This window comes from Rhizobium sp. LCM 4573, assembly GCF_001854865.1.
Taxonomy (GTDB): Bacteria; Pseudomonadota; Alphaproteobacteria; order Rhizobiales; family Rhizobiaceae; genus Neorhizobium.
Genome location: NZ_MDDW01000006.1, coordinates 60,635 through 86,365 on the forward strand (window position 1 = coordinate 60,635; position 25,731 = coordinate 86,365).

The following is a 25,731-nucleotide window of genomic DNA, read 5'->3' on the forward strand; positions in this document are numbered from 1 at the left end:
TCCGGTGAGGTTTCAGTTCGAGCCTCGATCATCGGACTGGTCGGTTGATAATGTCATAATAGCCGTGCCTGAAGCGTGTGGATACATCGCATCCGCTTTCACGTTTCAGGACACTTTTGCGTGACATGCTCTAGGGCTGCGATGCCTCCACCACGGCGAGCGCCGCCATGTTGACGACGCCGCGCGAGGTCACCGACTGCGACAGGATATGCGCCGGCATTGCGGTGCCGAGGAGGATCGGGCCGACATGCAGCGCATCCATCATCTCCCGCGTGATGCCGAGCGTGATATTGGCGGCATCGAGATTGGGGAAGACCAGCAGGTTCGCTTCGCCCGTCAGCGTGCTATTCGGCATGGCGCGCTTGCGCAGCGCTTCGGAAAGCGCCGAGCCGCCCTGCATCTCGCCGTCGACTTCGAGATCGGGCGCGAGTTCCCGAACGATGCCGAGCGCTTCGCGCATCTTGGCGGCGCTTTCGGAGTTTCTGGAGCCGAAATTCGAGTGGCAGATCAGCGCCGCCTTGGGGGTGATGCCGAACCGGCGGATTTCCTGCGCGGAAAGCACCGTGATCTCCGCGATTTCGCGGGCCGACGGATTGTAGTTGACGAAGGTGTCGCTGAAGAAGATCGCGCCACGTTGGGAAATGATGAGGCTGAGGCCGGAGAAGGCGCACACGCCCGGCCGCTTGCCGATGATCTGGCCCACGTCGCGCAGATGGCGGTCATAGCGGCCTTCAAGGCCGCAGATCAGCGCGTCGGCCTCGCCACGCCGCACGGAAAGCGCGCCGATGACGGTGGTATTGGTGCGGACGATCGTGCGCGCGGCTTCCGGGTTGATGCCGTTGCGGCCGACCAGTGCGAAATAATCCTCGACATATTCGCGGTAGCGCGGATCGTCTTCCGGGTTGACCACGGCGAAATCGACGTTCGGCCGTATGCGGATGCCGAAGCGCTTGAGACGCGCCTCGATGACCGAGGGGCGGCCGATGAGGATCGGTCGCGCGATGTTTTCCTCGAGCAGCACCTGGGCGGCGCGCAGCACGCGCTCGTCCTCGCCTTCGGCAAAGATGACGCGCTTCTTCTCGGCGTCCTTGGCGGCAGTGAAGATCGGCTTCATGACGAAGCCCGAGCGCCAGACGAACCGGTTGAGCTGGTCGAGATAGGCGTCGAAATCATGAATGGGGCGCGCGGCCACGCCGGTTTCCGCCGCAGCCTTGGCGACGGCCGGCGCAATGCGCAGGATCAGCCGCGGATCGAAGGGCGAGGGGATCAGATAGTCGGGTCCGAAGACCGGCGTATCGCCGGAATAGGCGCGGGCTGCGACGTCGGAAACTTCCTCGCGGGCAAGTGCGGCGATCGCCCGGACCGCCGCCATCTTCATTTCCTCGTTGATCGTGCGGGCGCCGCAATCGAGCGCACCGCGGAAGATATAGGGGAAGCAAAGGACGTTGTTGACCTGGTTCGGGAAATCCGAACGGCCGGTGCAGATCATCGCATCCGGGCGCGCCTTGCGGGCAAGCTCCGGCATGATTTCGGGCGTCGGGTTGGCAAGTGCCAGGATGAGCGGATTTTCCGCCATCTGGGCAAGTAGCTCGGGCTTCAGCACGCCGGCAGCGGAGAGGCCGAGGAAGACGTCCGCGCCGCCGATGCTTTCGGCGAGCGTGCGCTTGTCGCTCTTCTGCGCGTAGATCGCCTTCCATTCGTCCATGAGTTCGGTGCGGCCCTCGTAGACGAGGCCCTCGATGTCGTGAACCCAGATGTTCTCCCTCTTCGCTCCGAGGGAGACGAGGAGATGCAGGCAGGCGAGCGCGGCAGCACCTGCGCCGGAAGTGACGATCTTCACCTCGGCGATGTCCTTGCCGGCAAGTTCGAGGCCGTTCAGGATCGCGGCGGCGACGATGATCGCGGTGCCGTGCTGGTCGTCATGGAAGACCGGGATGTTCATCTTCTCGCGAAGCCGGCGTTCCACCTCGAAGCATTCCGGGGCCTTGATATCCTCGAGATTGATACCGCCGAAGGTCGGCTCGAGCGCCGAGACGGTCGAGACCATCGCGTCGATCTCCGGCGCATCGATCTCGATATCGAACACGTCGATGCCCGCGAACTTCTTGAAGAGCACCGCCTTGCCTTCCATGACGGGCTTCGAGGCGAGCGGTCCGATATTGCCGAGACCGAGCACCGCCGAACCGTTGGAAATCACGGCGACGAGATTGGAGCGGGCGGTGAAATCGGCTGCGGCATCCGGATTGTCGCGGATCGCCAGACAGGGTGCAGCGACGCCCGGCGAATAGGCAAGCGCCAGATCGCGCTGGTTACCGAGCGGTTTGGTCGCCTGGATCTCCAGCTTGCCCGGACGCGGATAACGGTGGAAAAACAGCGCCTGCTCATCGAGATCGCCACCTGCCGGCGTGCCCTGCGACTTCTGTTGAGAATCCATCGTTCCTTCTGCCATTGCACTACCCATATCTTCGAAACAGAAACCCTCCTTACATCAATCGGCAGGGGTGGACAGCATCAAATTTAAGACTGCGTCAGAATTGCGCCGGGCAGCCGCGAAGCGGCGCCTTGTCATCTTCCTGAAACACGAGTCTGATTTTGGAAGGCTGCAAGCGGGCAACGAAAGGGCAGCTTCGTGAACGGTCCACAGATCAGGCATTTCAGGACGTTGTTCATTTCCGACGTGCATCTCGGCTCCAAGGCGGCACGCACGGAATTCCTCCTGGATTTTCTCCGTCACCACGAAGCCGAAACCATCGTTCTCGTCGGCGACATCGTCGACGGCTGGCGGCTGAAGCGGAACTGGTACTGGCCGCAGGGGTGCAACGACGTCGTTCAGAAGCTTCTGCGCAAGGCGAGAAAAGGCACGCGGATCGTCTACATCCCCGGCAATCACGACGAATTCTTGCGCGATTTTCCAGGCATGCATTTCGGCGGCATAGAAGTGGCCGAGCGCATGATCCACGAAATGGCCGACGGGAAGAAATATCTCATCCTGCATGGCGACGAATTCGACGTCGTGGTGCGCAATGCCCGGCTGCTCGCCTATCTCGGCGACTGGGCCTATGACGCGGCGATCGTCGTCAACGGCTGGCTGGCAGCGATCCGCCRCAAGCTCGGCATGCCCTATTGGTCTTTCTCCGCCTGGGCCAAGCTGCAGGTCAAGCATGCGGTCAATTTCATCGGCGAGTTCCAGAACGTCGTGGCGGAAGAGGCGCGCCGCAACAATGTAGACGGCGTTATCTGCGGGCACATTCACCATGCGGTGATGCAGGACATAGACGGCATTCATTACGTCAATACGGGCGATTGGGTGGAAAGCTGCACCGCCGTGGCCGAGCATCGGGATGGCACGCTCGAAATGATCTCCTGGCAGCGGATGGGCACCGGCGCCGACATCATGACGCTTACGAAGCCGCAATCCGTCGAGGATGTGCAGGCCGCCTGACGGGTTCTCATCAACCCCAAATTCTGGCCATAGGCGCGGGCGGCGAGCTGTGCTAGGGAAGCGATAGTCTTCTCAACCTATCCGTTATCCCCGTGACCACTGCACGCCCGGCGGACCTCGCACCCCGCCATTTCCAACTGCGCTGCGCGCTGGCCTATGGCGCGGCGATCGCGGTGAATGGCATCGCATTGCCCTATTTTCCGGTCTGGCTGGAATCGCTCACCTTCAACGAGGTGGAGATCGGCATCGTGCTCGCCGCGCCGATGATCCTGCGGGTGATCGCCGCTCCTCTTGCAGGCGCTTTGGCCGACCGGATACCCGAGCGGGCCAATGTGCTTCTATGGTCCGGAGTTCTATCCCTCCTGACGGCTCTGGCCCTTTTCGTGACGGAAGGGTTCTGGCCGGTACTGGTCGTATTCGGCCTGCAGGCGGCCGTCTTCGCTCCCTATGTCCCGGTCGTCGAATCGATCGCCGTCACCGGCGTGCAGCGCTGGGGCTTTCAATATGGCGCCATGCGTGTCTGGGGCTCGATCGGCTTCGTCGTATCCACGCTGCTTGCCGGCGAGCTCATCGGCATCTGGGGCGGAACGGTCGTCCCTTCGGCGCTCTCGATCGTCTTCCTGCTGACGATCGTTGCGGCCTATGCAGCGCCGCGTCTCGGCCGCGCGCAGCCAGCGGGGATTTCACCGGAGGCTGGCGGCGGACCCAGCCTGCTCCGGCGCATGGACCTGCACGCCCTGATGATCGGGACGTCGGCTGTTCAGGCGAGTCATGGGATGTTCTATGCCTTCTCCGCCATCCACTGGCAGCAGATCGGCTTTTCCGGAGGGGCGATCGGCATGCTTTGGAGCGCGGGTGTGATCGCCGAGATCCTGGTCTTTTTCGCGGCCGGATGGCTGGCCCGACGCTTTTCGCCCTGGACCCTGATCCGGCTCGGCTCGGCGGTCGCGATCGCGCGATGGATGCTGTTTCCTCTGCCGCTCGGCTTCTGGGGCTATCTTGCCCTGCAATGCAGCCATGCCCTCACATTCGCCTTCGTGCATATCGGCGTGCAGCACCGCCTGGCGGAGACGGTTGGTGAAGACCAGGCATCCTCTACGCAAGGGGCCTATTTCTTCTATAACGGCGCTCTTTTGGCGCTCTCGACCTTCCTGTCTGGCCTGATCTACAGGGAATACGGACTGCCGAGCTATATGCTGATGGCGGTTTTTGCTGCGATCGGGCTTGTCGGTGTGGTGCTCGCCGCCCGTATTCAGCCCCAGAGCGCAGGTTCCGGCGGGAAAACCAGCGAGCCCTCGTAGCGCAAGCCGCCGGGACGATCGCGCGCGAGCAGGAGCGGGCCATCGAGATCGGCGAAATCCGCATCCTGCGCCAGCAGGACCGCCGGAGCCATGGCAAGCGAGGAGCCGACCATGCAGCCGACCATCACGGAAAAGCCGAGCCGCCTGGCTTCCGACTTGATGGCGAGCGCTTCCGTCAGCCCGCCCGTCTTGTCGAGCTTGATATTGACGGCGTCGTAACGATCGCGGAGGCTTGCGAGATCGCCGGTGGAATGCACGCTCTCGTCGGCGCAGACCGGCACGGTTCGCTTAATTCCGGCAAGTGCGGCATCCCGGCCGGCGGGCAGGGGCTGTTCGATCAGCGATATCCGGGCTTCCGCCGCGGCCGACATGTGTCGAGCAAGGTTCTCCTCCGTCCAGCCCTCGTTCGCGTCCAGAATGATTCCCGCATCCGGCGCGGCCGCCCGGACCGCGCGGATGCGGGAGGTATCGTCGGCTGTTCCCATCTTCACCTTGAGGAGAGGGCGCGCCGCATTCTTCCTCGCTTCGGCGGCCATGGCTTCCGGTTCCGCGAGCGAGAGGGTGAACGCCGTCACCAGTGCCCTGGGTGATTCGATGCCGATGGCTGCCGCTGCGCGCCTGCCGCTTTGCTTAGCTTCGATATCCCAAAGCRCACAGTCCACTGCGTTGCGGGCAGCGCCCGGCTTCATGATCTCCTGCAGGGCCTGCCTGTCGAGCCCATCCTCTATCGCGGCCGCAGCCGCGCGGATATCCGCCATGACGCCTTCGATGCTCTCGCCGTAGCGCTTGTAAGGTACGCATTCTCCGCGTCCCGAAAGGCCATCCTGGCGGATCGTGCAGGTCACGACTTCGGCCTGCGTCTTGGAGCCGCGCGAGATGGTGAAGAGACCTGCGATCGGAAAGGTTTCGATTGTGGCTTCGAGGTGACGGCCCATGGTTTTGCGTGTTCCCGACATGGCAATTCCGGTGAAGGCAGCTATATTGCCGGTCTCGCTGGCGCGATCAACTGATCAGTGCCGAAGGCGAGGTTCCGAACCGCGAAAGATGCCTGTGACTTTGATGCCAGCCGAAAGCCGCAACGCCGAGATAAGGGCCGAGAACGTCCAGGGCGGCGAGCGCTATGTGCTGACGGGCGATTGGCGCAACCAGAGCATCGCGAAGGTCCTGCCCACTCTGGAAAAGCTGGGACGGTCCGGCGGGCAGGGGCGGCTTGAGGTAGATATCTCGGGCGTGGAAGGTATCGACACTGCAGGCGCCTGGCTGATCCGCAGGCTTATGACGGCAAAGCAGGCGCAAGGTCGCGAAACCGCGCTGGCGAGCCCCAACGGCGCCTTCAGGGAATTGATCGAGGTTCTTCCGGAAAAAGTGCCGGCCCCGCCGAAGAAAGGCCGGGAGGGCGGAACGCTGTTCGAGCGCATATTTGCTCCGCTCGGTAAGTTGATCGCCGATCTCGGCAGCGACTTCTACGCGGCCATGCACATTCTGGGTTCCGCCGTGCGGGGCGCACAGCTCAAGTTCGGACGTGGTGCCGGGATTTCGCCGGCCTCGGTGGTCAACCAGATCGACCACATGGGCGTTCGCGCGGTGCCGATCATCACCCTGATGTCCTTTCTGATCGGCGCGATCATCGCCCAGCAGGGCGCATTCCAGCTTCGCTATTTCGGCGCCGAGATATTCGTCGTCGATCTCGTCGGCATCCTGCAACTGCGCGAAATCGGCGTGCTTCTGACGGCGATCATGATCGCCGGCCGTTCGGGCAGCGCGATCACCGCCGAAATCGGCTCGATGAAGATGCGCGAGGAGATCGACGCGCTGACCGTGATCGGCCTCAACCCGGTCGGCGTGCTCGTCTTCCCGCGTCTGGTGGCGCTGACGGTGGTTCTACCGCTTTTGACGATCCTGGCGAATTTCGCCGCCCTTTTCGGCGCGGCGATCATTGCATGGAGCTATTCCGGCATCACCTTCGATACCTTCCTGTCGCGGCTGCACGAGGCAATCGACAATTCATCGGTCGCCTCGGGCATGATCAAGGCGCCGTTCATGGCGCTGGCGATCGGCATAGTGGCGGCGGTCGAGGGCATGAAGGTCGGCGGCAGCGCCGAATCTCTCGGCCAGCATGTCACCGCCTCGGTGGTGAAGTCGATCTTCGCGGTCATCCTGATGGACGCGCTGTTCGCGATCTTCTACTCGGCGATCGATTTCTGAGGGGCGGCGCGTGAACGATATGGCGAGGATACCGGAAAACAGCGCGGAGGAGAGGCAGGTCGTGCTGTCCGTGCGCGACCTGACGGTAGGCTTCGGTTCCAACATCGTCCTGGATCACCTCGATCTCGACGTCTATCGCGGCGAGATTCTCGGCTTCGTGGGCGCTTCCGGCACCGGCAAATCGGTGCTGATGCGGACCGTGCTGCGGTTGCTGCCGCATCGCACCGGGACCATTCACATTCTCGGCAGCAATTACGAGCGGGCCAGCGATGACGAGCGCATGGCACTGGACATGCGTCTTGGCGTCCTCTTCCAGCACGGCGCGCTGTTTTCGGCGCTGACCGTCAAGGAGAACATCCAGCTTCCCATGCGGGAATATCTCGACCTGCCGCAGTCGTTGATGGACGAGCTTGCCTATCTGAAGATCGAAATGGTGGGCCTCGCGCCGGATGCCGCCGACAAATACCCCTCCGAGCTTTCCGGAGGCATGATCAAGCGGGCCGCACTCGCCCGCGCGCTGGCGCTCGATCCGGACCTCGTCTTCCTCGACGAGCCGACCTCCGGTCTCGACCCGATCGGAGCGGCGGAGTTCGACATGCTGATCGCCAAGCTGAGAGATACGCTCGGGCTCACCGTCTACATGGTAACGCACGATCTCGACAGCCTTTTTTCCGTCTGCGACCGTATTGCCGTGCTCGGACAGAAACGGGTATTGGTGGAGGGGACGCTTGAGGATATGTTCGCCTGTGACGATCCATGGGTTCGATCCTATTTCCGCGGGAAGCGGGCGCGCGCCGTTGTAACTTCCGAGCAGCCCGAGGTGGACGAGACAGAGAAGTGACCTGAACGCATGGAAACCAGAGCCAACTACGCCCTCGTCGGCTTCTTCACCCTGCTGGTCGTGGCTGCCGCATTCGGTTTCGTCTACTGGATGGCGGAATACGGCCGTGGCGGACCGAGGGCGGAACTTGCGATTCGCATTCCCGGATCGGCAAACGGCCTTTCCGTCGGCTCGCCGGTGCGCTTCAACGGCATCGCGGTCGGCAGCGTGCGCAGTCTGACGATCGACCAAGACGATCCGCAATTCTCCATCGCCTTCACCGAAGTGCGGGCCGATGCGCCCGTCTTCCCCTCGACCAGGGCGGTCCTGGAAGTGCAGGGCCTCACCGGCGCCGCCTATATCGAGCTTTCCGGCGGAAGGACGGGCGAAGAGAACATCCTGGAAAGGGCTATCGAGACGGGACAACCCGCCGTTCTGATCGCCGATCAATCGAGCGTCACCAACCTGCTCGCGACCGCCGACAAGATCCTCGACCGGGCCGACCAGGCGATTTCCGATATACAGGGCTTTGTGGCCGATGCTCGGGGACCTCTGACCCAGACGATCCGCAACGTTGAAACCTTTACCTCCGCGCTCAGCCGCAATTCCGACAGCATCGACGAGTTCCTGGAAAGCCTCTCCACGCTTTCCAGAACCATCGACGGTGTTTCCGGCCGTCTGGATTCGACGCTTGAGGCCGCCGAACAGCTCGTGCGCGCCGTCGATGCGCAGAAGATCAATTCCGTCGTCTCCAATGCCGATCGCATCACGCGCAACGTTGCCAACGCCTCTGACGATTTCGGGCAGGTGGTCGCGAACGTGAAGAACGCCGCCTCGAGCTTCGAAAAGGCAGGCCAGGACGCGCAGACGGTGCTGAGACGGGCCGATACGCTGCTTACCGCCGTCAATGCGGACAATGTCGGAACGGCGATCAACAATTTCACGGCAGCCTCGGAAGATGCCCGCAGCGCCGTCGCCTCCGCCCGCGTGGTGGTGGAAAGCGTTGCCGGACGCCGGGAGGATATCGACAAGGCGATCGGCGACTTCACCGAACTCGCGCAAAAGCTCAACAATGCCTCCAACCGCGTCGACGGCATTCTCGCCAAGGTCGATGGCATGGTTTCGGGCGGCGATTCCCAATCCTTGTTTGCCGAAGCGCGGCGCACGCTTGAAAGCTTCCGTACGGTTGCCGACAACATGAACGCCCGCATCGGTCCCATCGCGGACAATCTGCAGCGCTTCTCCTCGAGTGGTTTGCGTGACATCCAGACATTGGTCGACGATACGCGCCGCACCGTTCGCACGCTCAACGACACGATCAGCAATTTCGACGAAAACCCGCAGCGCCTTATCTTCGGCGGTGAGACGGTGAAGGAATATGACGGCAGGACGCGGCGGTAAGTTCGCCAGAACATTGAGGATTTCATGAGAGGTGCGGGGTATTTCGGGCGTCGCCATGCGCTTCTGCTCGCGCTGCCGCTGACCGCGGCATTGCTGAGCGGATGCGGCAGCAAGGCGAACAACGACACATTCGATCTTTCACTGACGCCGGCGGTGGACGGGCCTTCCGCCCGTAACCGCCAGATCTTGGTGCCGGAGCCGACCGCGCTGAAAATGCTGGATAGCGAGCAGGTCGTGGTGCGCGTCTCCCCCTCGGAAGTCCAGTATCTCGCCAATTCCCGCTGGGGCGATCGCCTGCCGCGCATGGTGCAGTCGAAGCTCGTCGAGGCATTCGAGAATTCCGGCAGGCTCGGCGGCGTGGGCAAGCCGGGGCAGGGGCTGGCGATCGACTATCAGGTGGTGACGGATATCCGCACCTTCGAAGTCACGACCAATGGTGCGCGGGTGGCGAATGTGGAGATCTCCGCCAAGATACTGAACGACCGCAACGGCACCGTTCGCGCCCAGAACACCTTCAAGGCGAGCACGCCGGTCTCCGGCTCAGAGAACCGGGATTTCGTCTCGGCCCTGGACAGAGCCTTCGCGAAGGTCGGCTCCGAGATCGTCGACTGGGCGCTCCGTTCGATGTGAGGTCGCGATGGCCGGCATAAGCAACCGACTTCCTCTACAACAACAAAACGGCCGCCCCTGAAGGCGGCCGTTTTGTTTTTGGTCTCCGCTTGGCAGGCGGCTTAGCTGAACCGGCCTGCCGCGTGGGCGAGCATCGTGTAGACCTTGCCCGTATCCGAAGTCAGGTAGCTCTGCGTCACGCTCTTGTCGCGATCGGTGCGGGCGACATCGGCAAGCAGCTTTTCGAAATCCGCGATGTAGCGGTCGACGGCGGTGCGGAACTCCGGTTCGCGGTCATACTTGCGCTTGATCTCGTCGAAGGTCTGCTGGCCCTTCAGCGTGTAGAGGCGACGCGTGAAGACGTCGCGCTCGCCGCGCTGGTAACGGCGCCACAGATCGACCGAAGCGTCATGATCGATCGCGCGGGCGATATCGACCGAAAGCGAGTTCAGCGATTCCACCATGTGGCGCGGATTGCGATTGTCGCCAGCGCTTTTTGCCGCGGGGGCTGCTTCGCTTGCCGGACGGGCCGGCTGCTGGCGCGCAGACTGATTGGCGTCGTCACGGGAGGCGCCGCGCAGGAGATCGCTGATCCARCCGCCGCCGTCTTCACGCCGGGTTGCCGGTTCCGAGCCGCGCGCCTGGACCGATGCCTGTGCCTGAGCCGGCGTTTGGGCCGGCGCGGAACGCTCGAGCCCAAGCGTACCCCTCAGACCGCTGGAATAGGTTTCCGCGCGGGGAGCCGGCTGAACCTGTGCTGTCGGAGCAGGGCGCTCCGGCTGCGGCTGAGGAGCCGGACGAGCAGCGGCAGCCGGTTCCGAGACCTCGAGCTGCTGGGTTGAACGGCCGACGAGCTGGGAGAGGTCCTGCAGGGCCTTGATCTGCTCGGCCACCGCACGGCGCATCGCGGCTGCATTTTCCTTGGCTTCTTCGGGGAGATCGAAGGCGCCACGCTTCAGTTCGGAGCGGGTCGTATCCAGTTCGTTGCGGATCTCGTTGGCCGAGCGGCGGATTTCGTCCGTCGCGCCGGCAAAGCGGCCGATCGCCTCTTCGACGGACTGCCGTAGCGTCTCGCGAAGCTTGTCGGCGGCGCTGTCCGAACGCTGCGCGGCATCCGACAGAAGGCGGTCGATTTCGTCCAGCGAGTTTGTGATGCCGCCCCGCATGCGCTCTGCGACATCCCGCGAGCGGCGCTCCGCCTCGGTGAGAGTCGATTCGAGCGCGCGGTTTGCCTCCTCGCTTGCCCCCTGCAGGGCTTCACGCATGGCGCCCGCCGTGAGTTCGGCGCGCTGCTGGGTATCGCCAAGCGTGCGGCCGATATCGGCAAAGGAGGCCATGAGGTCTTCGCGGAGACGCGTGGCGACATGTGAGGAGCGATCCTCCGCCCGGTCGAAGGCACCTTCGATAAGGGTGGTCATGCCGCGCATCGTCGCTTCGATCTCTTCCGAACGCTTGACGAGGCCGACGGAGAGCGTGCGCAGGGCCGTCTGGCGTTCGTCCAGCGTGCTGGCGAGGTTGGACTGGGCGGCGCCGAGCAGTTCGGATGCCTGGGCGAGAACCTTGGAATGTTCGTCGAAGCGGGCGACGATGCCGCCGACCTGGCTGAGCGTCTGGCCGGAAATGTTCGACAGGCGATCTATGTTGTTTTCGAGGAGACGGCTGGAGCCGGCAACCATGTCGGCTGCCTGGGTTGCCGCTTCCGAGAAGCGCGTGGCCGTCGAGTCGAGTTTCTCGTCCACGCCGACGAACTGCTGCGCGGCATAGTCCGCCGCCGCGTGCATATCCTGCAGTGCCTGATGGACGACGGTCGAAATATCCGCATTGCTGCTTGCAAGGCGGTCAATGAGGCTGTTGACGCTGGTCGACAGGCCCTGTTCGGCGAAGCGGATTGTGCCGGCCGCGTCCTCGGCGCGCTGTGCGATGGCCGCCAGCGTATCGTTGGTGCGTGCCGCGATCGCGTCGACCAGTGCGTCGTTTTCGCTGCGGATGCGGTTGGTGCTTTCTTCGGCGGCGGCGACGAGGCGCTCGGTACTCGCCTGGGCGGCTGCGGCCATCTGATCGGCGGCGGCGCGACCGGTCTGGGCGAAGCCCTCGATCATCGGACGCGCCTTCTCGTCGATCAGTCGCGACAGCTCTTCCGAGCGGCCGGCGAGCATGGAGTTCAGGTCGCGGGTGCGGCTGTCGAGCGAGGAGCGGATCGCATCGCTACGAGCGGCGAGGGCGCGGTCCACGGAGTCCATCGCGGCGTTGATCTCGCCGGCGGTTTCGGAAAGCGTGCTGCGAATGGTGCCGCCGCGCGCTTCCAGCGTCCGCTCAGCTTCGCCGAGTGCCTCGGAGATCGCGGTGACCTGGCGCTTCACCAGCGAGTCCGCTTCGGCAACCTTGTTGACGATCGCGTTGCCGGCATCGGAGAATGCCTGCGCGACGGTCGCCGCCTGGCCTGCCAGACGGTTCTGGGTCTCGGAGATGCGCTCGACGATCTCGCTCGAGCGGTCCTCGATCGCCTTCGTGAACTCGGCATTGCGGGTATTGAGTTCTTCGGTGAACTCCGAACCTGCGCGGGCGAGCAATTCCGCCGAGCGCATGGCTTCGCTGTCCATCCCCTGAGCGGCGGCACTGACGGCTTCCCGCAGCGTCGAAGCAAGCCCCGAAGCCTTGCCTTCGATCGTGCGGGTGACGTTGTCGAGTCCGATGGTGAGCGCCCGATCCATCGTGGACAGGCGTTCCTCGATATGAGCGGTGCGGCCGTCCATGGTTTCGGCGATGCGCTGGCTCGCTTCCGTGCTGATGCGCTCGATGTCGGCGGTGCGGGCCGTGAGGGTTTCGTCGATGCGCGTGGCGATCTCGCCGCCGATGCGCTCGATGTCGCTGGTCCGCTGGCCGAGCGTGTTCGCAAGGCTGCGGCCGGCATCATCCACCAGCTGCGTGACATTGCCGAGCTCGTCGCGGATACGGCCTTCGAGGCCACCGAAAGTGGTCTCGATCTTCTCGCCCGTCTGGTCGAGCGCCGTGGAGACGCCGCCGACCGTCTGTTCGATGCGGCTGGAGAAGGCGTCCGCCGATCGGCTGATTTCGCCCGCGGCCTCGCCGAGGCGGCCGGCAATGTCGCCGGCGGTTTCGCGCAGCCGCTGTTCAAGAGTCTCGCCCGCGCCGTCGATGGCAGCGCGCAGAGCGTCCTGATGGCTTTCCAGCGACATTTCCAGCATTCCGGCGCTGGCGGCGACCGTCGTGCCGATCGAGGTCGCCTGATCGGACAGCATGTTGCCGATCTGCTCCTGCGCATCGGTCAATGCGACGGAGATCATGTTGCCGCGCTCTTCGAGCGTCTGGCGCATGCGGTCGTAACCCGAATCCAGCGTCTCGGACATCTGCCGGTTGGCCGCATGGACGGTCTCCGCCATGCGCTCGTTGCCCTGGCCGAGCGTTGCTTCCAGGCGCTCATGCGAGCCGGCAAGGGTGCTCGTCAGCAGCTCCTGCGACGTGGCGAGCGTGAATTCCATGTTTTCCAGCCCGCTGGTCAGGCTTTCCTGGAACTGGCGCGAACCATCGCCGAGAGCCGTTTCGATCCGGCTGGCGGCAGAGCCCACGGCTTCCTCGATGCGCCCGCTATTGGTCTCCAGAACACGGGTGAGATCGGCGGTCCGGCTTTCAAGCGACTGATCGAGCCGCTGCTGGTTTTCCGCATAAGCGGCGCGGATAGCTTCGGAGCGGCTTGCAAATGCCTGTTCGAGCCGGCTGTCGGCATCGGCGGCGGAATTAAGAAGAGAAGCCGCCTTCTCGTCGAGCATTCCAGCGAAGCGGTCTTCGCTGAGCGCGAAGGACGTGGTGAGTTCCATCGCCTTGTCGTCGAAGATTTCGGCAATCCGGTCGCTGTTCTGCGTAATCGTGCGGTTGAAGTCGGAAACGCGCTGGTCGAGGCCGGCTCCGAGCCGCTCCTCGCTTTCGGCAAGCGTGCGCGTGATGGTTTCCGCGCGCTCATCGAGAATGTTCGCCAGGCGATCCGGGGCACCGGACAATGCGTTTTCGACGACGGAAGCCTTGCGTTCGATGAGCTCGGCCAGGCGTTCGCCGTTGGTGGCGAGCGCTTCGCTCACCTGTTCGACGCGGCGGCCGAGATTTTCGCCGAGCAGGTTCTCGCTGTCGGAAAGCGTCCGGGAAAGTGCCGCGGTGCTCCGGTCCAGAACGTCAGCCATGCGGTCATGGGCGCCCGAAACGGTACCGATGATGGCGTCCGAACGCGTCTCGAGCGTTTCCTCGAAACGGGATTGGCTCTTCGCCAGGCCTTCTAGGAGGGCATCCCCGCGTTCGCCGAGAACGGCGTCGATCCGCTCATGCGTGGAGCCGATCGCGCTCTGGATCTCCTCCGATCGCGCCGCAAGCGCATCGGAAAGTTCGCGCGTGCGACTGTCGAGCATGGAATCCAGCACTTCCTGGCTGGTGCCGAGCGTCGTAGCCAGCGCCAGCGACTGGTCCGTGAGCGCCGAGCCGATGCGTTCAATGCTGGAGCTCAGGATGCCCTCGATGGCTTCCGAGCCACCCGCGACCGTCTCGTTGATGCGGGCGAGGCTGTCCATCAGCTTGCTGTCGAGGGTACCCGCGCGCTGGTCGAAGGCGGTGGTGAACTGCACCAGTCCGTCGTCGAAGCTGGTGCTCAGCTGGCCAACGGTCGCCTGCAGCCGCTCCTCGAAGAGGCCGGTGCGCAGGTCGAGATCCATGATCGCGTCGTCCGCCGCGCTCTGCAGGCTGCTCCGGAAGGTCGTGCCCTTCTCGTCGAGCGTGCGGTGCAGGGTGGTGATGACGTCGTCGAGCGTGCCGGTGATGGACCGCTCGCCCTCGTTCAGGCCTTCGGTGATCTCGCGGGTGCGGGCTAGCAGCGTTTCGTTGAGCTGGCGCGTCCGCTCGGCGAGAGCGGCGTTCAGCTTCTCGGTGTTGGCATCGAGCGTGGAGGCGCGTGTCTCGAATTCGCCGAGAAGGGCCTGGCCGCGATCGGCAAGCGTCGATGTCAGGGTTTCCAGCCGCTCGTCGAATTCGTGGGCGAGCGCGAAACCGGAGGAATTCAGCGTCTGCAGCAGGGTGTCGGCCTTGGCCGAAAGAAGCGTGCCCAGGGCTTCGCCGGCCGCATGGGACTTTTCCATGAGGGCTGCGGCGCGGGTGTCGATCATCGAGGCGAAAGCCTCGCCGGAGGTCGCCAGGCGAACGGAAATCTCCTCCGTCGCGAGCGAAAGCTCTTCCTTCAACTGCTCATGCGCGCCCACGATGGACGAGCGGATGCGCTCGGCATGGTTGACGATCGAGTCGCGTTCCGAGCCGAGTTCGTGCACGAGGCCACGCATGCGCAACTCGTTGTCGGCATAGCTGCGCTCCAGCGCGTTCACTTCGGAGTGCACCAGGGTTTCGAGCTCGGCGGCGCGGGCGATCGTGCGTTCGATGCCCTCGTTCATGGCCGAGACTTCGCGGCGGACGGCCTGGCCGACCGTCATGATGCGCTCGCTGGCGATGGTTTCCGGCTCGGAAAGCCTCAGAGCCACCTCTGCCATGGAGCGGGCCGCATTGCGCAGGTCCTGCGCGCGCGCCATCATGATCGCGAAGGCGTAGAAGAGCAGAATCGGCACGATGATGCCGACCAGAATGGCAACGACGCCTGGAATGGCCAGAACCTCGGCGACCGAGCCGAGCTGCCAGATGCGGCTTCCGTAGATCAGCTGTCCGAGACCGAGGCCGGCAACCGCCCAGAGAACGGATATCAAAGTCGCGTTGCGCAGCGACGAGCGCATCGAGCCGCTTTCGAGCGCGCGAAGCATGGTGACCGGGTTGCGCCGACCGCTATCGTTGGCGGGCTCGAAAGCCGGAGCGCGCGGTGCGGCTTCGGGCGATGCGGAGCGGGGCGGTTCGGCCTGCTGTTCGCGGCGCTGCGGGGTAGGGCGCTGGCTTGGCGTATCTGACACTCTGGCCTCCGAGGCGTGGGACGCGGAACTCTTTGCCGAGGATTTCTGGCCCGAGGGTTTCGCAGAGGACCTGGGGCGAGATTCCGGCTCATCGTTGAAATCGATCTTTAGAGCATCCTCCAGAGCCTGGAACGCGGTCTCGTCGATCGACTCGCTGCTGGTATTCTTCGCCATGCGGTTACGCCTCGTTACATACTCGCCCGGCCGTTCCTCGTACGCACCCCCGCCCAGTGGTCCCGCACAGAAGGATACTGCCTGCCGGAAATCCCTTTTTCCGTCGCCGGATGCCGGAATTTCCATTTCACTTTCAATTTCAGACGGCTGTTCTTTCAAACGGATGATAAGGAAAACTTACCAGCCTGCCATCCGCGGCAAAAGGAGTAATCTCCCCGCCATCCTAACCGTACTGTAGTGGCACATTCGTGCAAACGGTACAATTAAATCGCCCCGTAGGCGGCTTGGACGCGGAAGCTTGTTAACAGAATTTAAACCATGGAAATGTGCAAAAGGCCTAAAATTATGGGAGCTTAGCAGATATTAACCATATGGGAAGATTTCTGCCGCGATTGTGCCGGAATTTGACGGGATAGCCGCCTTGCCCGGCAAAAACGGGACACTTGGAAAATTAGAGCAGGAAAATAGTCCATGGCAGCGGTTAGTATCGCGTTCGAAGCTCCAGACAATCCGCAGGGCGGTTGCCCTTCCCAGTCCCGGCCAATCGATCTTGTCCATCTCGCCACCCAGACCATGGGCGACAAGACCCTCGAAATCGAGGTGCTGCAGATGTTCGCCCGCCAGGCGCGCAAGGCCCTTCAGGATATGTCCGCCGGAAATGAGAAGGCCGTCGTCGCGGTTGCCCACCGGCTGAAGGGGGCCGCAAAGGGCGTAGGCGCTTTCCGGGTCGCTCAAGCCGCCGAGCGGCTGGAAGCGCATGGATCGGATGCCGCCCTCCAGGCGGCGGTCGGTGCCGCCGTCGTCGAGGCTGAAAACTTCATTCTCAAGCTTTGCCGCTGAGGCGGCACACAATCGGCTCCCTGCGCCGGCCGGATGGCCGGCGTCGCCCGCGAATGTTGACTGGCCGGGGGTTTTATTGGAAGACGGCGCCGCCTAGATAAATCCCGTCTACCACCAACCCCTACCGGATTTCCTGATCATGACGAAACTCACCATCGTTGCCTTCGACGGTACGCGCTTCGAGCTAGAAGCGGAGACCGGCTCCACCGTGATGGAGAATGCGGTCCRCAATTCCGTTCCCGGCATCGAGGCCGAATGCGGCGGCGCCTGCGCCTGTGCCACCTGTCACGTCTATGTGGATGAGGAGTGGACGGACAAGGTCGGTCCGCCGGCACCCATGGAAGAGGATATGCTGGACTTCGCCTACGAGGTGAGACCGACTTCGCGCCTTTCCTGTCAGATCAAGATCACCCAGGAACTCGACGGACTGGTGGTGAACGTGCCGGAACGCCAGGCCTGATCTTTCCGCAAGTCCCCCCAAAAAAAAAGACGCCTCGCTGCGCTGGGAGCGGCAAGCGAGGCAAGGCGGGCGCATCACCGCGGGCGAGGGAGGAGACACCTGCGGCTTGGGGACGCGCCAGGAGAACGGCACTCAGGGGCAGAAACACGCGGACTGAACTTCAAAACTGCATGCGACACAGCGCCCAACACACGACGGGCAGGTACCGGTCGCCTCGTCCTTGCCGCGATCTCCGGAGAATCAGTCGGCTAAAGATCATGTTTGAATTTCTAGCCGAATTTCCTTTATTAGGCCATTACCATAAATCGCACTCCCCCGAAAAATCGTGGTGGAGGCGTGGCTTACCGAAACGGGAAAGGGGCTTTTGACGGCGCGCGCGGCCTTGATCAGCGGCCGTTTTGCTGCATGCGATACTTCAGAAGCCGCATCATGCGCGCATCGAAATTCTTCGATTCCACCTGATCGAAGCGGAGCTGATCGCGGTCGTGAGCCTCCAGAACGCGGCGCGTCGTTTCCGCCACCTGCTTTTCCAGTGCCTGGCAGCTTCGGCTGGTGGGCAGCCTCTTCAAATCCCGCTCCAGCGTGCGTGCGTAGTTGCGGGCGATTTCGGCATGGCGCTCCTCGTGCCGCTTGATATCGGCCGAGAGCGCGTCCCAGATCATCACGAGATCCTTTTCGGCGCGGCGGCGATTGTTCCAGCGGGGAAGAATGAGGTGGGTGCGCAAGGTGATCTTGGCGCCGCCGACGGCGCAGCGTCCTTCGCGCTCCACATAGGTGACTTCGCCGCCGAACTTGATCTCCGTCGCGCCGGGATGTCGATGGCCGGTCGTTCTCGTCACCGGACCGCGCTTTTCGAGCTCTTTATCCAGGTCTTCCGCCGTGCGGCCGCCGATCCGGAAATAGGAATAGGTCTTGTTGATCAGAGGATCGGCATGCGTGATGGCCGGAATCATGGAAAGGAAGAGGGCTCCGCCGACAATCCGGCGGAAACGGCACATCAAAAACATTCTCAGGCCTGCAACGTTGAACTTGCTTCGAGCTTGGGGCATAGCCAACCCAAGCGCAACACAAAGGCTGGAAAAAATTGCGTTACTCCCCGAGAGATGGGCGGAAGGTGATATCCCCGCGCAACACACTATGGCAGGTCGGTGGCGGGCGCAGTCTCGAACTCGGCCTTCGTGGCCATATCATGGCGATCGTCAACGTCACGCCGGATTCCTTTTCGGACGGTGGGCTCTACGCGAATGTCGAGGCGGCGGTTGCGCATGGTCTCGAATGTCTGGAACAAGGTGCTGCAATTCTCGACATCGGAGGCGAGTCGACCAGGCCCGGAGCTGCGGATGTGAGTGCCGCCGAAGAGCAGAACAGGATTCTGCCGGTGATCGAAAGGCTCGCCGCCGAAACCGACGCGCTGATCTCCGTCGATACCTATCGGGCCGAAACCGCAAGACTTGCGATGGCCGCCGGAGCGCACATTATCAACGACGTGCACGGGCTCCAGCGCGAACCCGAGATCGCCCGCGTTGCGGCCGAGACCGGGGCAGGGCTCTGCATCATGCATACCGGGCGGGGGCGGGAAAAGCTTGGCGACGTGATTGCCGACCAGGAGCTCTTCCTTGAGCAGTCGCTGAAGATAGCGGACGCGGCGGGTGTGGAGCGGGCGAAGATCGTTCTCGATCCCGGATTCGGATTTGCGAAGGACGTGGACGAGAATGTGCGGCTGATGACGAGGCTCGGCGAACTGCACCGGCTGGGGTTGCCGCTTCTTGTCGGCACGTCGCGCAAACGGTTCGTCGGGTCGCTCACCGGACGCGGAGAGGCTGAAGAACGTGATATCGCAACGGCTGCGACCTGCGCGATCCTGCGGCTTGCCGGCGCGGCCATCTTCCGCGTTCACAATGTCGCAGCAAGCAGGGACGCTCTTGCGATCGCCGATGCGATGATCGCGGCGGAGAGGGAAACGGGAACGGAGGGTACCGCATGACCTATACGATTACGCTCAAGAACTGTTCCTTCTTCGCAAGGCACGGCGCATTGGAGCAGGAGGAATTCCTCGGACAGCGGTTTTTCGTGGATGTCGTCATGGAGGTCGATGCGGACGAAGCGCTCGATACCGACGACGTTGCGAAGACTGTCCATTACGGTACTGCCTTCCAGATCGTCGAGAAGGTCGTGACCACCCAGCGGCGTAAGCTCATCGAGGCGTTGGCCAGGGATGTCGCGCTGGCGCTCTGCGAGCGTTTTCCGCAGATCCGCCGCACGGCGATAACCGTGCGCAAGCCGAGCGTACCTATTCCCGGCATTCTCGATCACGCGGAGGTGCGTGTTGAGCATATCCCATGATGGCTGGCAGGTGGCCGCCCTTGGGCTCGGGGGCAATATCGGCGATCCGCCCGCCGCGATGGCAAGGGCATTGTACCAGCTCGACAGCCGCGAGGATTGYCACGTGCTGGCGGTTTCCCGGCTCTACGCGACCCCTCCCTGGGGAAAGACAGATCAAGCAGATTTCTTCAATGCCTGCGCGCTGGTCGAAACCTCGCTGGAGCCCGAGGCCCTGCTCGATGCCTGTCTTTCGATCGAGCGGGACATGAAAAGGGAACGGCTGGAACGATGGGGGCCGCGCACGATCGATATCGACGTTCTGACTTTCGGCAGCCGCGAGCAGAAGACGGAGAAGCTTGAACTGCCGCATCCGCGCATGACGGAGCGGAGCTTCGTGCTGATACCGCTCGCCGATATCGCGCCTGGCCTGAACGTCAAGGGAAAGAGTATCGCCGCATGGCTGGCGAAAGCGGATGTCGCTGGAATCAAGGTAGTCCAGGACAGCGGGGATTGGTGGCGGGCTCCTTGAGCGCCGCCGCGCCTTTTCAGCGGATCGAACCGACGGCGATCGAATCCATGTCCCGATCGAGCGTAAGGCCGATCACCGGCACCATCTGATCCTCGACCTTCACCGAAATCGTAATGTTCATCTTGTTGTCGCCACGCAGGCTGGCGACCATCGCGCCGTTCAGCTTGGCGCGGTTGATGCCCATCACGACCTTGTCGCCGCTGACGGAGCCGGAAATGATGTCGAGGCCCTTGCCTTCGGCACCATCGAGGAACTTGCCCTGGTAGCCCTTGCCGTTATGGGTGATGACGGCCGACATCGGCTGCTTGAAGACGCCGACGCGGCACGTGCCGTCGAGCTTCATGCCGGTTTCGCCGCCCGGCGCGGGTTCGCCGGTAAGATGGCAGGTGAATTTGGTGCCCTTGTATTTGCCGGCGACGATCTCGCCCGGTCCCTTCCAGATGCCTGAAACCGATTGGAAGAAGACTTGATCGCGAGAGGCCGCGAGCGCTTCCGGCGCCAGCGCCGACGAGGCTGCGAAGGTCACGGCGGCCAGCCCGCCAAACAGCGAAAAGAAGCGCGAAAACATGGAATTTTCCTCGGGCAAAGCAGCAACCTGAACTCGTCGCAACCTACGCTCGGAATGGTTAACGAGTGGTATCTGTGCCCTGTTTCGGGATTGCTTAATTAGCGTTCGGACGCCAATCAGGTTTCTCGCCGCGTACCCGCTGCCGTGATGTCGGAGATGAAATCGCCGATGCCCGGTCGTTTGAGCGCGCGGAAAGGCAGAGGGCGGCAGAGATCCATGGCGGCGATACCGATTCTGGCCGTCAGCAGCCCGTTTATCACGCCTTCGCCGAGACGGGTAGAGAGTTTCGAGGCGAGTCCCTGGCCGAGAACCTGCTGGGCGAGGCCGTCGCCCACGGCGATCGAACCGGTGACCGCGAGATGGGCGATCACGTCACGCATCAGCCGCAGGAGGCCGAGCGTGCCGGGCCTGCCTCCATAGAGTTCGGCCATGGCCCGGACGAGCCGGCTCACCTCGAAAAGCACGAAGGCGAGATCGACGATGGCGCGCGGGCTAACCGCGGTTACGATCGAGACGCGCTTGGATGAGCCGAGGATGAGGGCGCGGGCCTTGCGATCGAGCGGCGCGAGCAATTCACGTTCCGCCAGTTCGATGAGCTGCGGCCCGTCGATGATCTCTTCGCTGGTAGCGTCGAGGGTTGCGCGGCCCTTGGCGGTTTCGGCGCGATGGGAAAGAATCCTGACGAGCTTGGCGGTGACGGCACGGGCCGGCGCCGGCCGCGGAGCCGTGATGGCTTCTTCCGCCTCTGCCTTCAGCGTCTGCACGGCGGAAAGCCGCATAATCCCGAGAATTTCCCTGCCGACGACGACGACGAGGCCGATCAGTCCGAGCCCAAGCGCGGCAAGCGCCGCATAGCCGAGCCAGTCGGCGCGCGTGAAGAGATCGCGGACGACCCGGTCCGCCCAAAGGCCGAACGCGAGCGACAGGAAGGTTCCGAAGGCCGCCAGCGCGAGATTGGCGAAGGAGAACTTCCGGCGCCGCGGTTCTGCCATCGGGATTGCCTCGGGAGCAAGCTCGGCGGGCGAGAGAAAAGGATCCTCCTCATCGGGGGTGACGACGACGTCATCGGCGAAACTGCGCGGAGCGCGGCGAAGTGCTTGCGGAGGTTCCCTATATTCCTCTTCCTCGATCGCGAACGAGGCAGGTCGGCGATTCTGCTGGTCTTTCTGGTTTTCGGGCGGTCTCATGCGAGGCGGTCTCCGAACAGGAACTGCATGGCGCGATCGAGCCGGATATGGGGAATGGAGAGCTTGAGCCCGCCGCCGGTCTCTTCCAGCGTGGGCGGGCGGAACCGTATCACATTAATATCCGGCAGAGTGGGCGACAAGGCTTCCATCTGCTGAAAGAATGCTTCAGGATTTTCCGGCAAGTCACCAGGAAATATGGCTGTTTTCTTATCGCCGTCGAATCGCTCGCCATTGATTGTTTCTCCCGCCATCGGTGTGCCGACGATGACTGGGAGAAGCTGCCCGCTTTCCTTCACTGTGGCCTCGCGCGTGGCGCGGACAGAGGCGATCGCCATCACGTCGATATCCGCGCCCGACATGCCGATGCGCTCGATCGCTCGATCCACCATCCGCGCCGCGATCCGTTCCAGGCGGTCGTGGCTCTCATGGTGGAGGTGATCGGCCTTGGTGGCGGCAACGAGTACCTTGTCGATACGCCGGCCGAGCAGGGAAGATATGAGGCTGTTGTGACCGGAACGAAAGCAGGCAAGCACATCGGTGAGCGCACGCTCCAGATCCTGCACGGCTTCCGTACCGCGATTGATCGCCTGCAGGGCGTCCACCAGCACGATCTGCCGGTCGAGCCGCGCGAAGTGTTCGCGGAAGAAGGGTTTCACCACCACCGACTTATAAGCGTCGTAACGCCGTTCCATCATGGCGCGAAGCGATCCCTTCGGCGCGCGGGTCTGCGGAATATTCGGCAAGGGAGCGAAGGTGAGCGCCGGAGATCCTTCGAGATCGCCCGGCATCAGAAAGCGGCCGGGCGGAAGCGTCGAAAGCGAGCGCTCGTCCGCCTTGCAGGCCCGAAGATAGGCGGTGAACGCTTCGGCCAGGCGTTTCGCGGTCATTTCATCGGCCGGTGCATCCATTTCGATGCTGCCCGTGAGGGACAGCCATTCACGCGACAATTCCTCGCGTATGCCGGTTTTGGCGAGATTTACGGTGTTCTCGCTGAAGGTCGAGTAATCCTGCCCGAGGAGCGGCAGGTCGAGCAGCCATTCGCCCGGATAATCGACGATATCGATGGAAAGCCGGCCACGCGAGAACATCCGGCTCCAGCCGCTGGCGCTCTCGTAATCCAGAGTTATGCGCAATTCCGATATCGCACGGGTCGAATCCGGCCATACCCGATCGCGTACCAGTGCCTGGATGTGGTCCTCATATTGGAAGCGAGGGATAGCGTCGTCGGGCTGGGGTTCGAGCCTGACCGCCGAAACGCGTCCGGAACGCATGGCCTCGAACAGCGGCAAGCGCCCGCCGTTGAGGAGATTGTGGACCAGCGAGGAGATGAATACGGTTTTTCCGGCCCGCGAAAGGCCGGTAACGCCGAGCCTCACCGTCGGATTAACAAGGCCGGTGGCGCGGTCTGCGAGATTGTCGAGGGCAATCCGCGCATCGTCGGTGAAGCTTGTGAGAGAAGGCGGCAAGGCGTCATCCCGGATGAAATTTCGATCTTATATAGTCTGCGATACCGCGCATGCAAAGGAGTGTGTGGTTGCCGCGGCTGCAACCGTCAGGCGGTGATGAAATCCGTGATGACCCAGCCGGTCTCCGCGCCGGATGTCACACCCCGGTGGTCGATCACCGCAAGGCCGGCGGTCGGGAAGCCGCCGGGGATCGCGGCGACCATGTGATCGGCGCCAACCAGCGCTTCCAGCGCTTCCTCGATCGTCGGGTTATGGCCGACGAGCATGACGGACTGTTTTTCCTCCTGCGCCGCGAGCAGGGCGAGATAGGTGGCGAGTGGCGCGTTGTAGAGTTCGTCCACGAAGACCATCTCCAGCGTTTCGTCCATTGCCCGCCGTATGGCATCGGCCGTCTGCCGGCAGCGCACAGCCGTGGAGCAGATGACGATATCGGGACGATAGTTCCTGTCGGCCGCTATATCCGCAACGATTTCCGCCTCCACATAGCCCTGATCGTCGAGCGTGCGGTCGAAATCCCGCTCGTCCGGCTTGGCCCAGCCGGACTTGGCGTGCCTTAGGAGATAGATACGGAAAGGTGGAGGATCGATGGTGAGCATGCCGGGGCCGCAACTCCGTTTGAACGACTGCGTAGCTCCGCAAGGGGATGTTCGTCAACCGCCACTCGGGCTGCGCTGGCCCATAGCACAAGCGCGTGAGGTGCGGTCCGGTTGCTCGGCCGATACGGAATAAAAGCTTAAATAATAGTCGCTTAGCCCATTTTTATGACAGTTTTAAATAATCTCTTGTTTCGAGTTGTAAGGCTTGAACGGGGATAGCCGAATAGGATATAGAGCGCGCCAAGAGATGTTCTTCGGGAGAATCGCGTTGAGTGAGAAGATCGATCTTAGCAATTATGTGCTCTCGGAAGACGACGAGTTCATGAATGCAAAACAGAGAGCCTATTTCCGGGCGAAGCTGATCGCTTGGAAGAATGACATCCTGAGAGAAGCGCGCGAAACGCTGGGCCATCTGGCGGAAGAAAGCGCAAATCACCCTGATCTCGCCGACAGGGCCTCCTCCGAAACCGACAGAGCCATTGAACTTCGCGCCCGCGACCGCCAGCGCAAGCTGATCGCCAAGATCGATGCCGCCCTCCAGCGGATCGATGACGGCACATACGGTTACTGCGAGGAAACCGGCGAACCTATCGGATTGAAGCGGCTGGATGCCCGTCCGATCGCCACGCTTTCTATAGAGGCTCAGGAGCGCCATGAGCGCCGCGAAAAGGTCTATCGCGACGAATAAATCGCCGCTGGGACCGGAAACGAACTAAAAAGGCACGGGAAACCGTGCCTTTTTCATGAGCGGAACAAAGGCGACATCGAAGCGGCGCTGCGCGCTCACTTGTCGCGCGTGACCGACATTTCACCGAAAATGCGTGCGACCTCGGCCTGAAGCGTGGGTTCGGGCGTCGCGCCGGTGACTGGGGGTACGGCCGGATTGCGTGGCGGCGGCGCCCGGTTGTCTCCAGAAGCCGCGGCCTGCCGTGCGGCGAGATTGCTGGCCATTTCTTCTTCCAGAATACGTTCGAAGTCGCTGCCCAAGACTTTTCCCGCGTCGGGCTGGACCGCCTGCACGGGCGCAGCGCGAACAGGCTCGGTCGCGCCGCCGAATACACGGCCGCGTGCCGCCTCCAGCATGTCCTCCGCCTGATTGACGCCGGGGGCGGGCCGGGAAATCTGGTGCGGCGTTTCGTCCGGAGCCTGCAGGACCGGTTCCTGCCGCGGCCGGGCAGGGGTTGCTTCCGGCTCGGGAGTAACGGCACGTGCGGCGACCATGGACGTCGGGCCGGCGGCCGCGAGGCGTTGCTCGGGCGTGGCGGTCAGATGGGGCTCGGCTGCCGCGGTCCGCGGTTCCGGCACGGGGCGGGATTTGGCGGCAACGGGTGCCTCCGCCGGGACTGGCGCAATCTGAGCCGGCATGGTCCGAGGCGGTCCTGCCGGAGCGATTCTGCTTTCGATGACGATATCCGTGGGACCGCCGATCATGATGAGATGTTCGACGTCGTCGCGGCGCACGAGCACCAGCCGCCGGCGCGTATCGACGGCGGCGGCGTCGAGCACCTGCAATCGGGGTTGCCTGTTCTTGCCGCCGCGCACGAAAGGCGAGGGGCCGCTGCGGCCCCTGAGCAGCCAGAGGACGGCGATCAGGCAGAGAAGGCCGACGGCCACCCCCAGGATCGCGATCACGAAGCGGCTGCCATAGGCGCCCATCAGTTCTTCGACCATTTTCGGTTCTCCTTCGAACTGCCCCGGGGGACTACTACCGGGGCAGATGACGATTTTTTTCACCTCGTGGCAAGCACGAACGGCCGCGCGAGGGCAATCTGGACCACTATCCCGGCTTTTCTGTGCTTCGGAGCTTTTTGCTTCAGCTTCAACTTGCTAAGAGAGAATCGTGGAGGAATTCCGCAGTTTTCTACG

Annotated in this window: 21 protein-coding genes; 12 read left to right on the top strand and 9 right to left on the bottom strand. The window is 63.0% G+C overall.

Features of this window, described 5'->3' with window-relative positions:
• Positions 1-130 precede the first annotated feature (130 nt).
• Complete coding sequence (locus LCM4573_RS12820; protein ID WP_071006817.1) at positions 131-2,434, bottom strand: NADP-dependent malic enzyme; 2,304 nt, start codon at positions 2,432-2,434, stop codon at positions 131-133.
• A gap of 195 nt (positions 2,435-2,629) precedes the next feature.
• Between LCM4573_RS12820 and LCM4573_RS12825 the strand changes: the two genes are divergently transcribed.
• Together LCM4573_RS12825 and LCM4573_RS12830 are read left to right on the top strand one after the other, a co-directional pair.
• Positions 2,630-3,442, top strand: a complete 813-nt coding sequence (locus tag LCM4573_RS12825) for a UDP-2,3-diacylglucosamine diphosphatase (RefSeq protein ID WP_071006679.1) — start codon at positions 2,630-2,632, stop codon at positions 3,440-3,442.
• A gap of 92 nt (positions 3,443-3,534) precedes the next feature.
• The gene (locus LCM4573_RS12830) at positions 3,535-4,743 is read left to right on the top strand and encodes an MFS transporter (RefSeq protein ID WP_244505305.1); all 1,209 of its coding nucleotides are present in this window, start codon (positions 3,535-3,537) and stop codon (positions 4,741-4,743) included.
• On the opposite strand, the gene dgcA is transcribed toward LCM4573_RS12830, so the two are convergent.
• Positions 4,695-5,678: an N-acetyl-D-Glu racemase DgcA gene (gene dgcA, locus LCM4573_RS12835; protein ID WP_071006681.1), complete on the bottom strand. Its 984-nt coding sequence runs from the start codon at positions 5,676-5,678 to the stop codon at positions 4,695-4,697. The genes LCM4573_RS12830 and dgcA overlap by 49 nt on opposite strands.
• 124 nt (positions 5,679-5,802) lie before the next feature.
• Here dgcA and LCM4573_RS12840 point away from each other — a divergent pair, with 124 nt between their 5' ends.
• From LCM4573_RS12840 to LCM4573_RS12855, 4 genes are read left to right on the top strand one after another with little or no spacing between them, the layout of a single operon-like run.
• Positions 5,803-6,948: an ABC transporter permease gene (locus LCM4573_RS12840; RefSeq protein WP_071006682.1), complete on the top strand. Its 1,146-nt coding sequence runs from the start codon at positions 5,803-5,805 to the stop codon at positions 6,946-6,948.
• Between the two features lie 19 nt (positions 6,949-6,967).
• Positions 6,968-7,789 (top strand): ABC transporter ATP-binding protein, encoded by an 822-nt coding sequence (locus LCM4573_RS12845; protein ID WP_071006683.1) that lies wholly within the window; start codon positions 6,968-6,970, stop codon positions 7,787-7,789.
• Between the two features lie 9 nt (positions 7,790-7,798).
• A complete protein-coding gene (locus LCM4573_RS12850) occupies positions 7,799-9,169 on the top strand; it encodes an MlaD family protein (protein WP_071006684.1) in 1,371 nt (456 codons plus the stop codon).
• 24 nt (positions 9,170-9,193) lie between these two features.
• Positions 9,194-9,799: an ABC-type transport auxiliary lipoprotein family protein gene (locus tag LCM4573_RS12855; RefSeq protein WP_071006685.1), complete on the top strand. Its 606-nt coding sequence runs from the start codon at positions 9,194-9,196 to the stop codon at positions 9,797-9,799.
• Between the two features lie 101 nt (positions 9,800-9,900).
• Here LCM4573_RS12855 and LCM4573_RS12860 read toward each other — a convergent pair whose 3' ends face one another.
• A complete protein-coding gene (locus tag LCM4573_RS12860; protein WP_338012586.1) occupies positions 9,901-15,723 on the bottom strand; it encodes a hypothetical protein in 5,823 nt (1,940 codons plus the stop codon).
• A gap of 645 nt (positions 15,724-16,368) precedes the next feature.
• Here LCM4573_RS12860 and LCM4573_RS12865 point away from each other — a divergent pair.
• Positions 16,369-16,737, top strand: coding sequence for an Hpt domain-containing protein (locus tag LCM4573_RS12865; protein ID WP_071006687.1), 369 nt, complete (start codon positions 16,369-16,371; stop codon positions 16,735-16,737).
• A 139-nt stretch (positions 16,738-16,876) separates the two neighbouring features.
• Positions 16,877-17,197, top strand: coding sequence for a 2Fe-2S iron-sulfur cluster-binding protein (locus tag LCM4573_RS12870; RefSeq protein ID WP_071006688.1), 321 nt, complete (start codon positions 16,877-16,879; stop codon positions 17,195-17,197).
• 386 nt (positions 17,198-17,583) lie between these two features.
• Here LCM4573_RS12870 and LCM4573_RS12875 read toward each other — a convergent pair whose 3' ends face one another.
• Positions 17,584-18,204, bottom strand: a complete 621-nt coding sequence (locus LCM4573_RS12875) for a DUF922 domain-containing Zn-dependent protease (RefSeq protein ID WP_071006689.1) — start codon at positions 18,202-18,204, stop codon at positions 17,584-17,586.
• 107 nt (positions 18,205-18,311) lie between these two features.
• On the opposite strand from LCM4573_RS12875, the gene folP reads away from it, so the two are divergent.
• The 3 genes from folP to folK are packed head-to-tail and all read left to right on the top strand — an operon-like array spanning position 18,312 to position 20,048.
• Entirely contained in the window at positions 18,312-19,181 is an 870-nt protein-coding gene (gene folP / locus LCM4573_RS12880) for a dihydropteroate synthase (RefSeq protein ID WP_071006690.1), read from the top strand.
• Entirely contained in the window at positions 19,178-19,540 is a 363-nt protein-coding gene (folB, locus tag LCM4573_RS12885; protein ID WP_071006691.1) for a dihydroneopterin aldolase, read from the top strand. The genes folP and folB overlap by 4 nt, the downstream gene beginning before the upstream one ends.
• Positions 19,521-20,048, top strand: coding sequence for a 2-amino-4-hydroxy-6-hydroxymethyldihydropteridine diphosphokinase (gene folK / locus LCM4573_RS12890; RefSeq protein WP_407071731.1), 528 nt, complete (start codon positions 19,521-19,523; stop codon positions 20,046-20,048). The genes folB and folK overlap by 20 nt, the downstream gene beginning before the upstream one ends.
• A 16-nt stretch (positions 20,049-20,064) precedes the next feature.
• Here folK and LCM4573_RS12895 read toward each other — a convergent pair whose 3' ends face one another.
• From LCM4573_RS12895 to LCM4573_RS12910, 4 genes are all read right to left on the bottom strand, one after another.
• Positions 20,065-20,616, bottom strand: coding sequence for a hypothetical protein (locus LCM4573_RS12895; protein ID WP_071006692.1), 552 nt, complete (start codon positions 20,614-20,616; stop codon positions 20,065-20,067).
• A 116-nt stretch (positions 20,617-20,732) separates the two neighbouring features.
• Complete coding sequence (locus LCM4573_RS12900) at positions 20,733-21,803, bottom strand: YcjF family protein (RefSeq protein ID WP_071006693.1); 1,071 nt, start codon at positions 21,801-21,803, stop codon at positions 20,733-20,735.
• A complete protein-coding gene (locus LCM4573_RS12905) occupies positions 21,800-23,269 on the bottom strand; it encodes a YcjX family protein (protein WP_071006694.1) in 1,470 nt (489 codons plus the stop codon). Before LCM4573_RS12905 ends, LCM4573_RS12900 begins: the two co-directional genes overlap by 4 nt.
• An 86-nt stretch (positions 23,270-23,355) precedes the next feature.
• On the bottom strand, positions 23,356-23,865 hold the full coding sequence (locus LCM4573_RS12910; protein WP_071006695.1) for a histidine phosphatase family protein: 510 nt from the start codon (positions 23,863-23,865) through the stop codon (positions 23,356-23,358).
• A 268-nt stretch (positions 23,866-24,133) separates the two neighbouring features.
• On the opposite strand from LCM4573_RS12910, the gene dksA reads away from it, so the two are divergent.
• The gene (dksA, locus tag LCM4573_RS12915) at positions 24,134-24,553 is read left to right on the top strand and encodes an RNA polymerase-binding protein DksA (RefSeq protein ID WP_071006696.1); all 420 of its coding nucleotides are present in this window, start codon (positions 24,134-24,136) and stop codon (positions 24,551-24,553) included.
• Positions 24,554-24,648: 95 nt separating this feature from the next.
• On the opposite strand, the gene LCM4573_RS12920 is transcribed toward dksA, so the two are convergent.
• Positions 24,649-25,536: a flagellar biosynthetic protein FliO gene (locus LCM4573_RS12920; protein WP_071006697.1), complete on the bottom strand. Its 888-nt coding sequence runs from the start codon at positions 25,534-25,536 to the stop codon at positions 24,649-24,651.
• Positions 25,537-25,731 lie beyond the last annotated feature (195 nt).

Coding starts and splice junctions, on each gene's coding strand:
- LCM4573_RS12845 (WP_071006683.1), top strand. CDS start 6,968: ATGGCGAGGATACCGGAAAACAGCGCGGAGGAGAGGCAGGTCGTGCTG.
- LCM4573_RS12920 (WP_071006697.1), bottom strand. CDS start 25,536: ATGGTCGAAGAACTGATGGGCGCCTATGGCAGCCGCTTCGTGATCGCG.
- LCM4573_RS12840 (WP_071006682.1), top strand. CDS start 5,803: ATGCCAGCCGAAAGCCGCAACGCCGAGATAAGGGCCGAGAACGTCCAG.
- folB (WP_071006691.1), top strand. CDS start 19,178: ATGACCTATACGATTACGCTCAAGAACTGTTCCTTCTTCGCAAGGCAC.
- LCM4573_RS12855 (WP_071006685.1), top strand. CDS start 9,194: ATGAGAGGTGCGGGGTATTTCGGGCGTCGCCATGCGCTTCTGCTCGCG.
- LCM4573_RS12820 (WP_071006817.1), bottom strand. CDS start 2,434: ATGGATTCTCAACAGAAGTCGCAGGGCACGCCGGCAGGTGGCGATCTC.
- LCM4573_RS12850 (WP_071006684.1), top strand. CDS start 7,799: ATGGAAACCAGAGCCAACTACGCCCTCGTCGGCTTCTTCACCCTGCTG.
- LCM4573_RS12900 (WP_071006693.1), bottom strand. CDS start 21,803: ATGAGACCGCCCGAAAACCAGAAAGACCAGCAGAATCGCCGACCTGCC.
- LCM4573_RS12910 (WP_071006695.1), bottom strand. CDS start 23,865: ATGCTCACCATCGATCCTCCACCTTTCCGTATCTATCTCCTAAGGCAC.
- LCM4573_RS12895 (WP_071006692.1), bottom strand. CDS start 20,616: ATGTTTTCGCGCTTCTTTTCGCTGTTTGGCGGGCTGGCCGCCGTGACC.
- LCM4573_RS12865 (WP_071006687.1), top strand. CDS start 16,369: ATGGCAGCGGTTAGTATCGCGTTCGAAGCTCCAGACAATCCGCAGGGC.
- LCM4573_RS12875 (WP_071006689.1), bottom strand. CDS start 18,204: ATGTTTTTGATGTGCCGTTTCCGCCGGATTGTCGGCGGAGCCCTCTTC.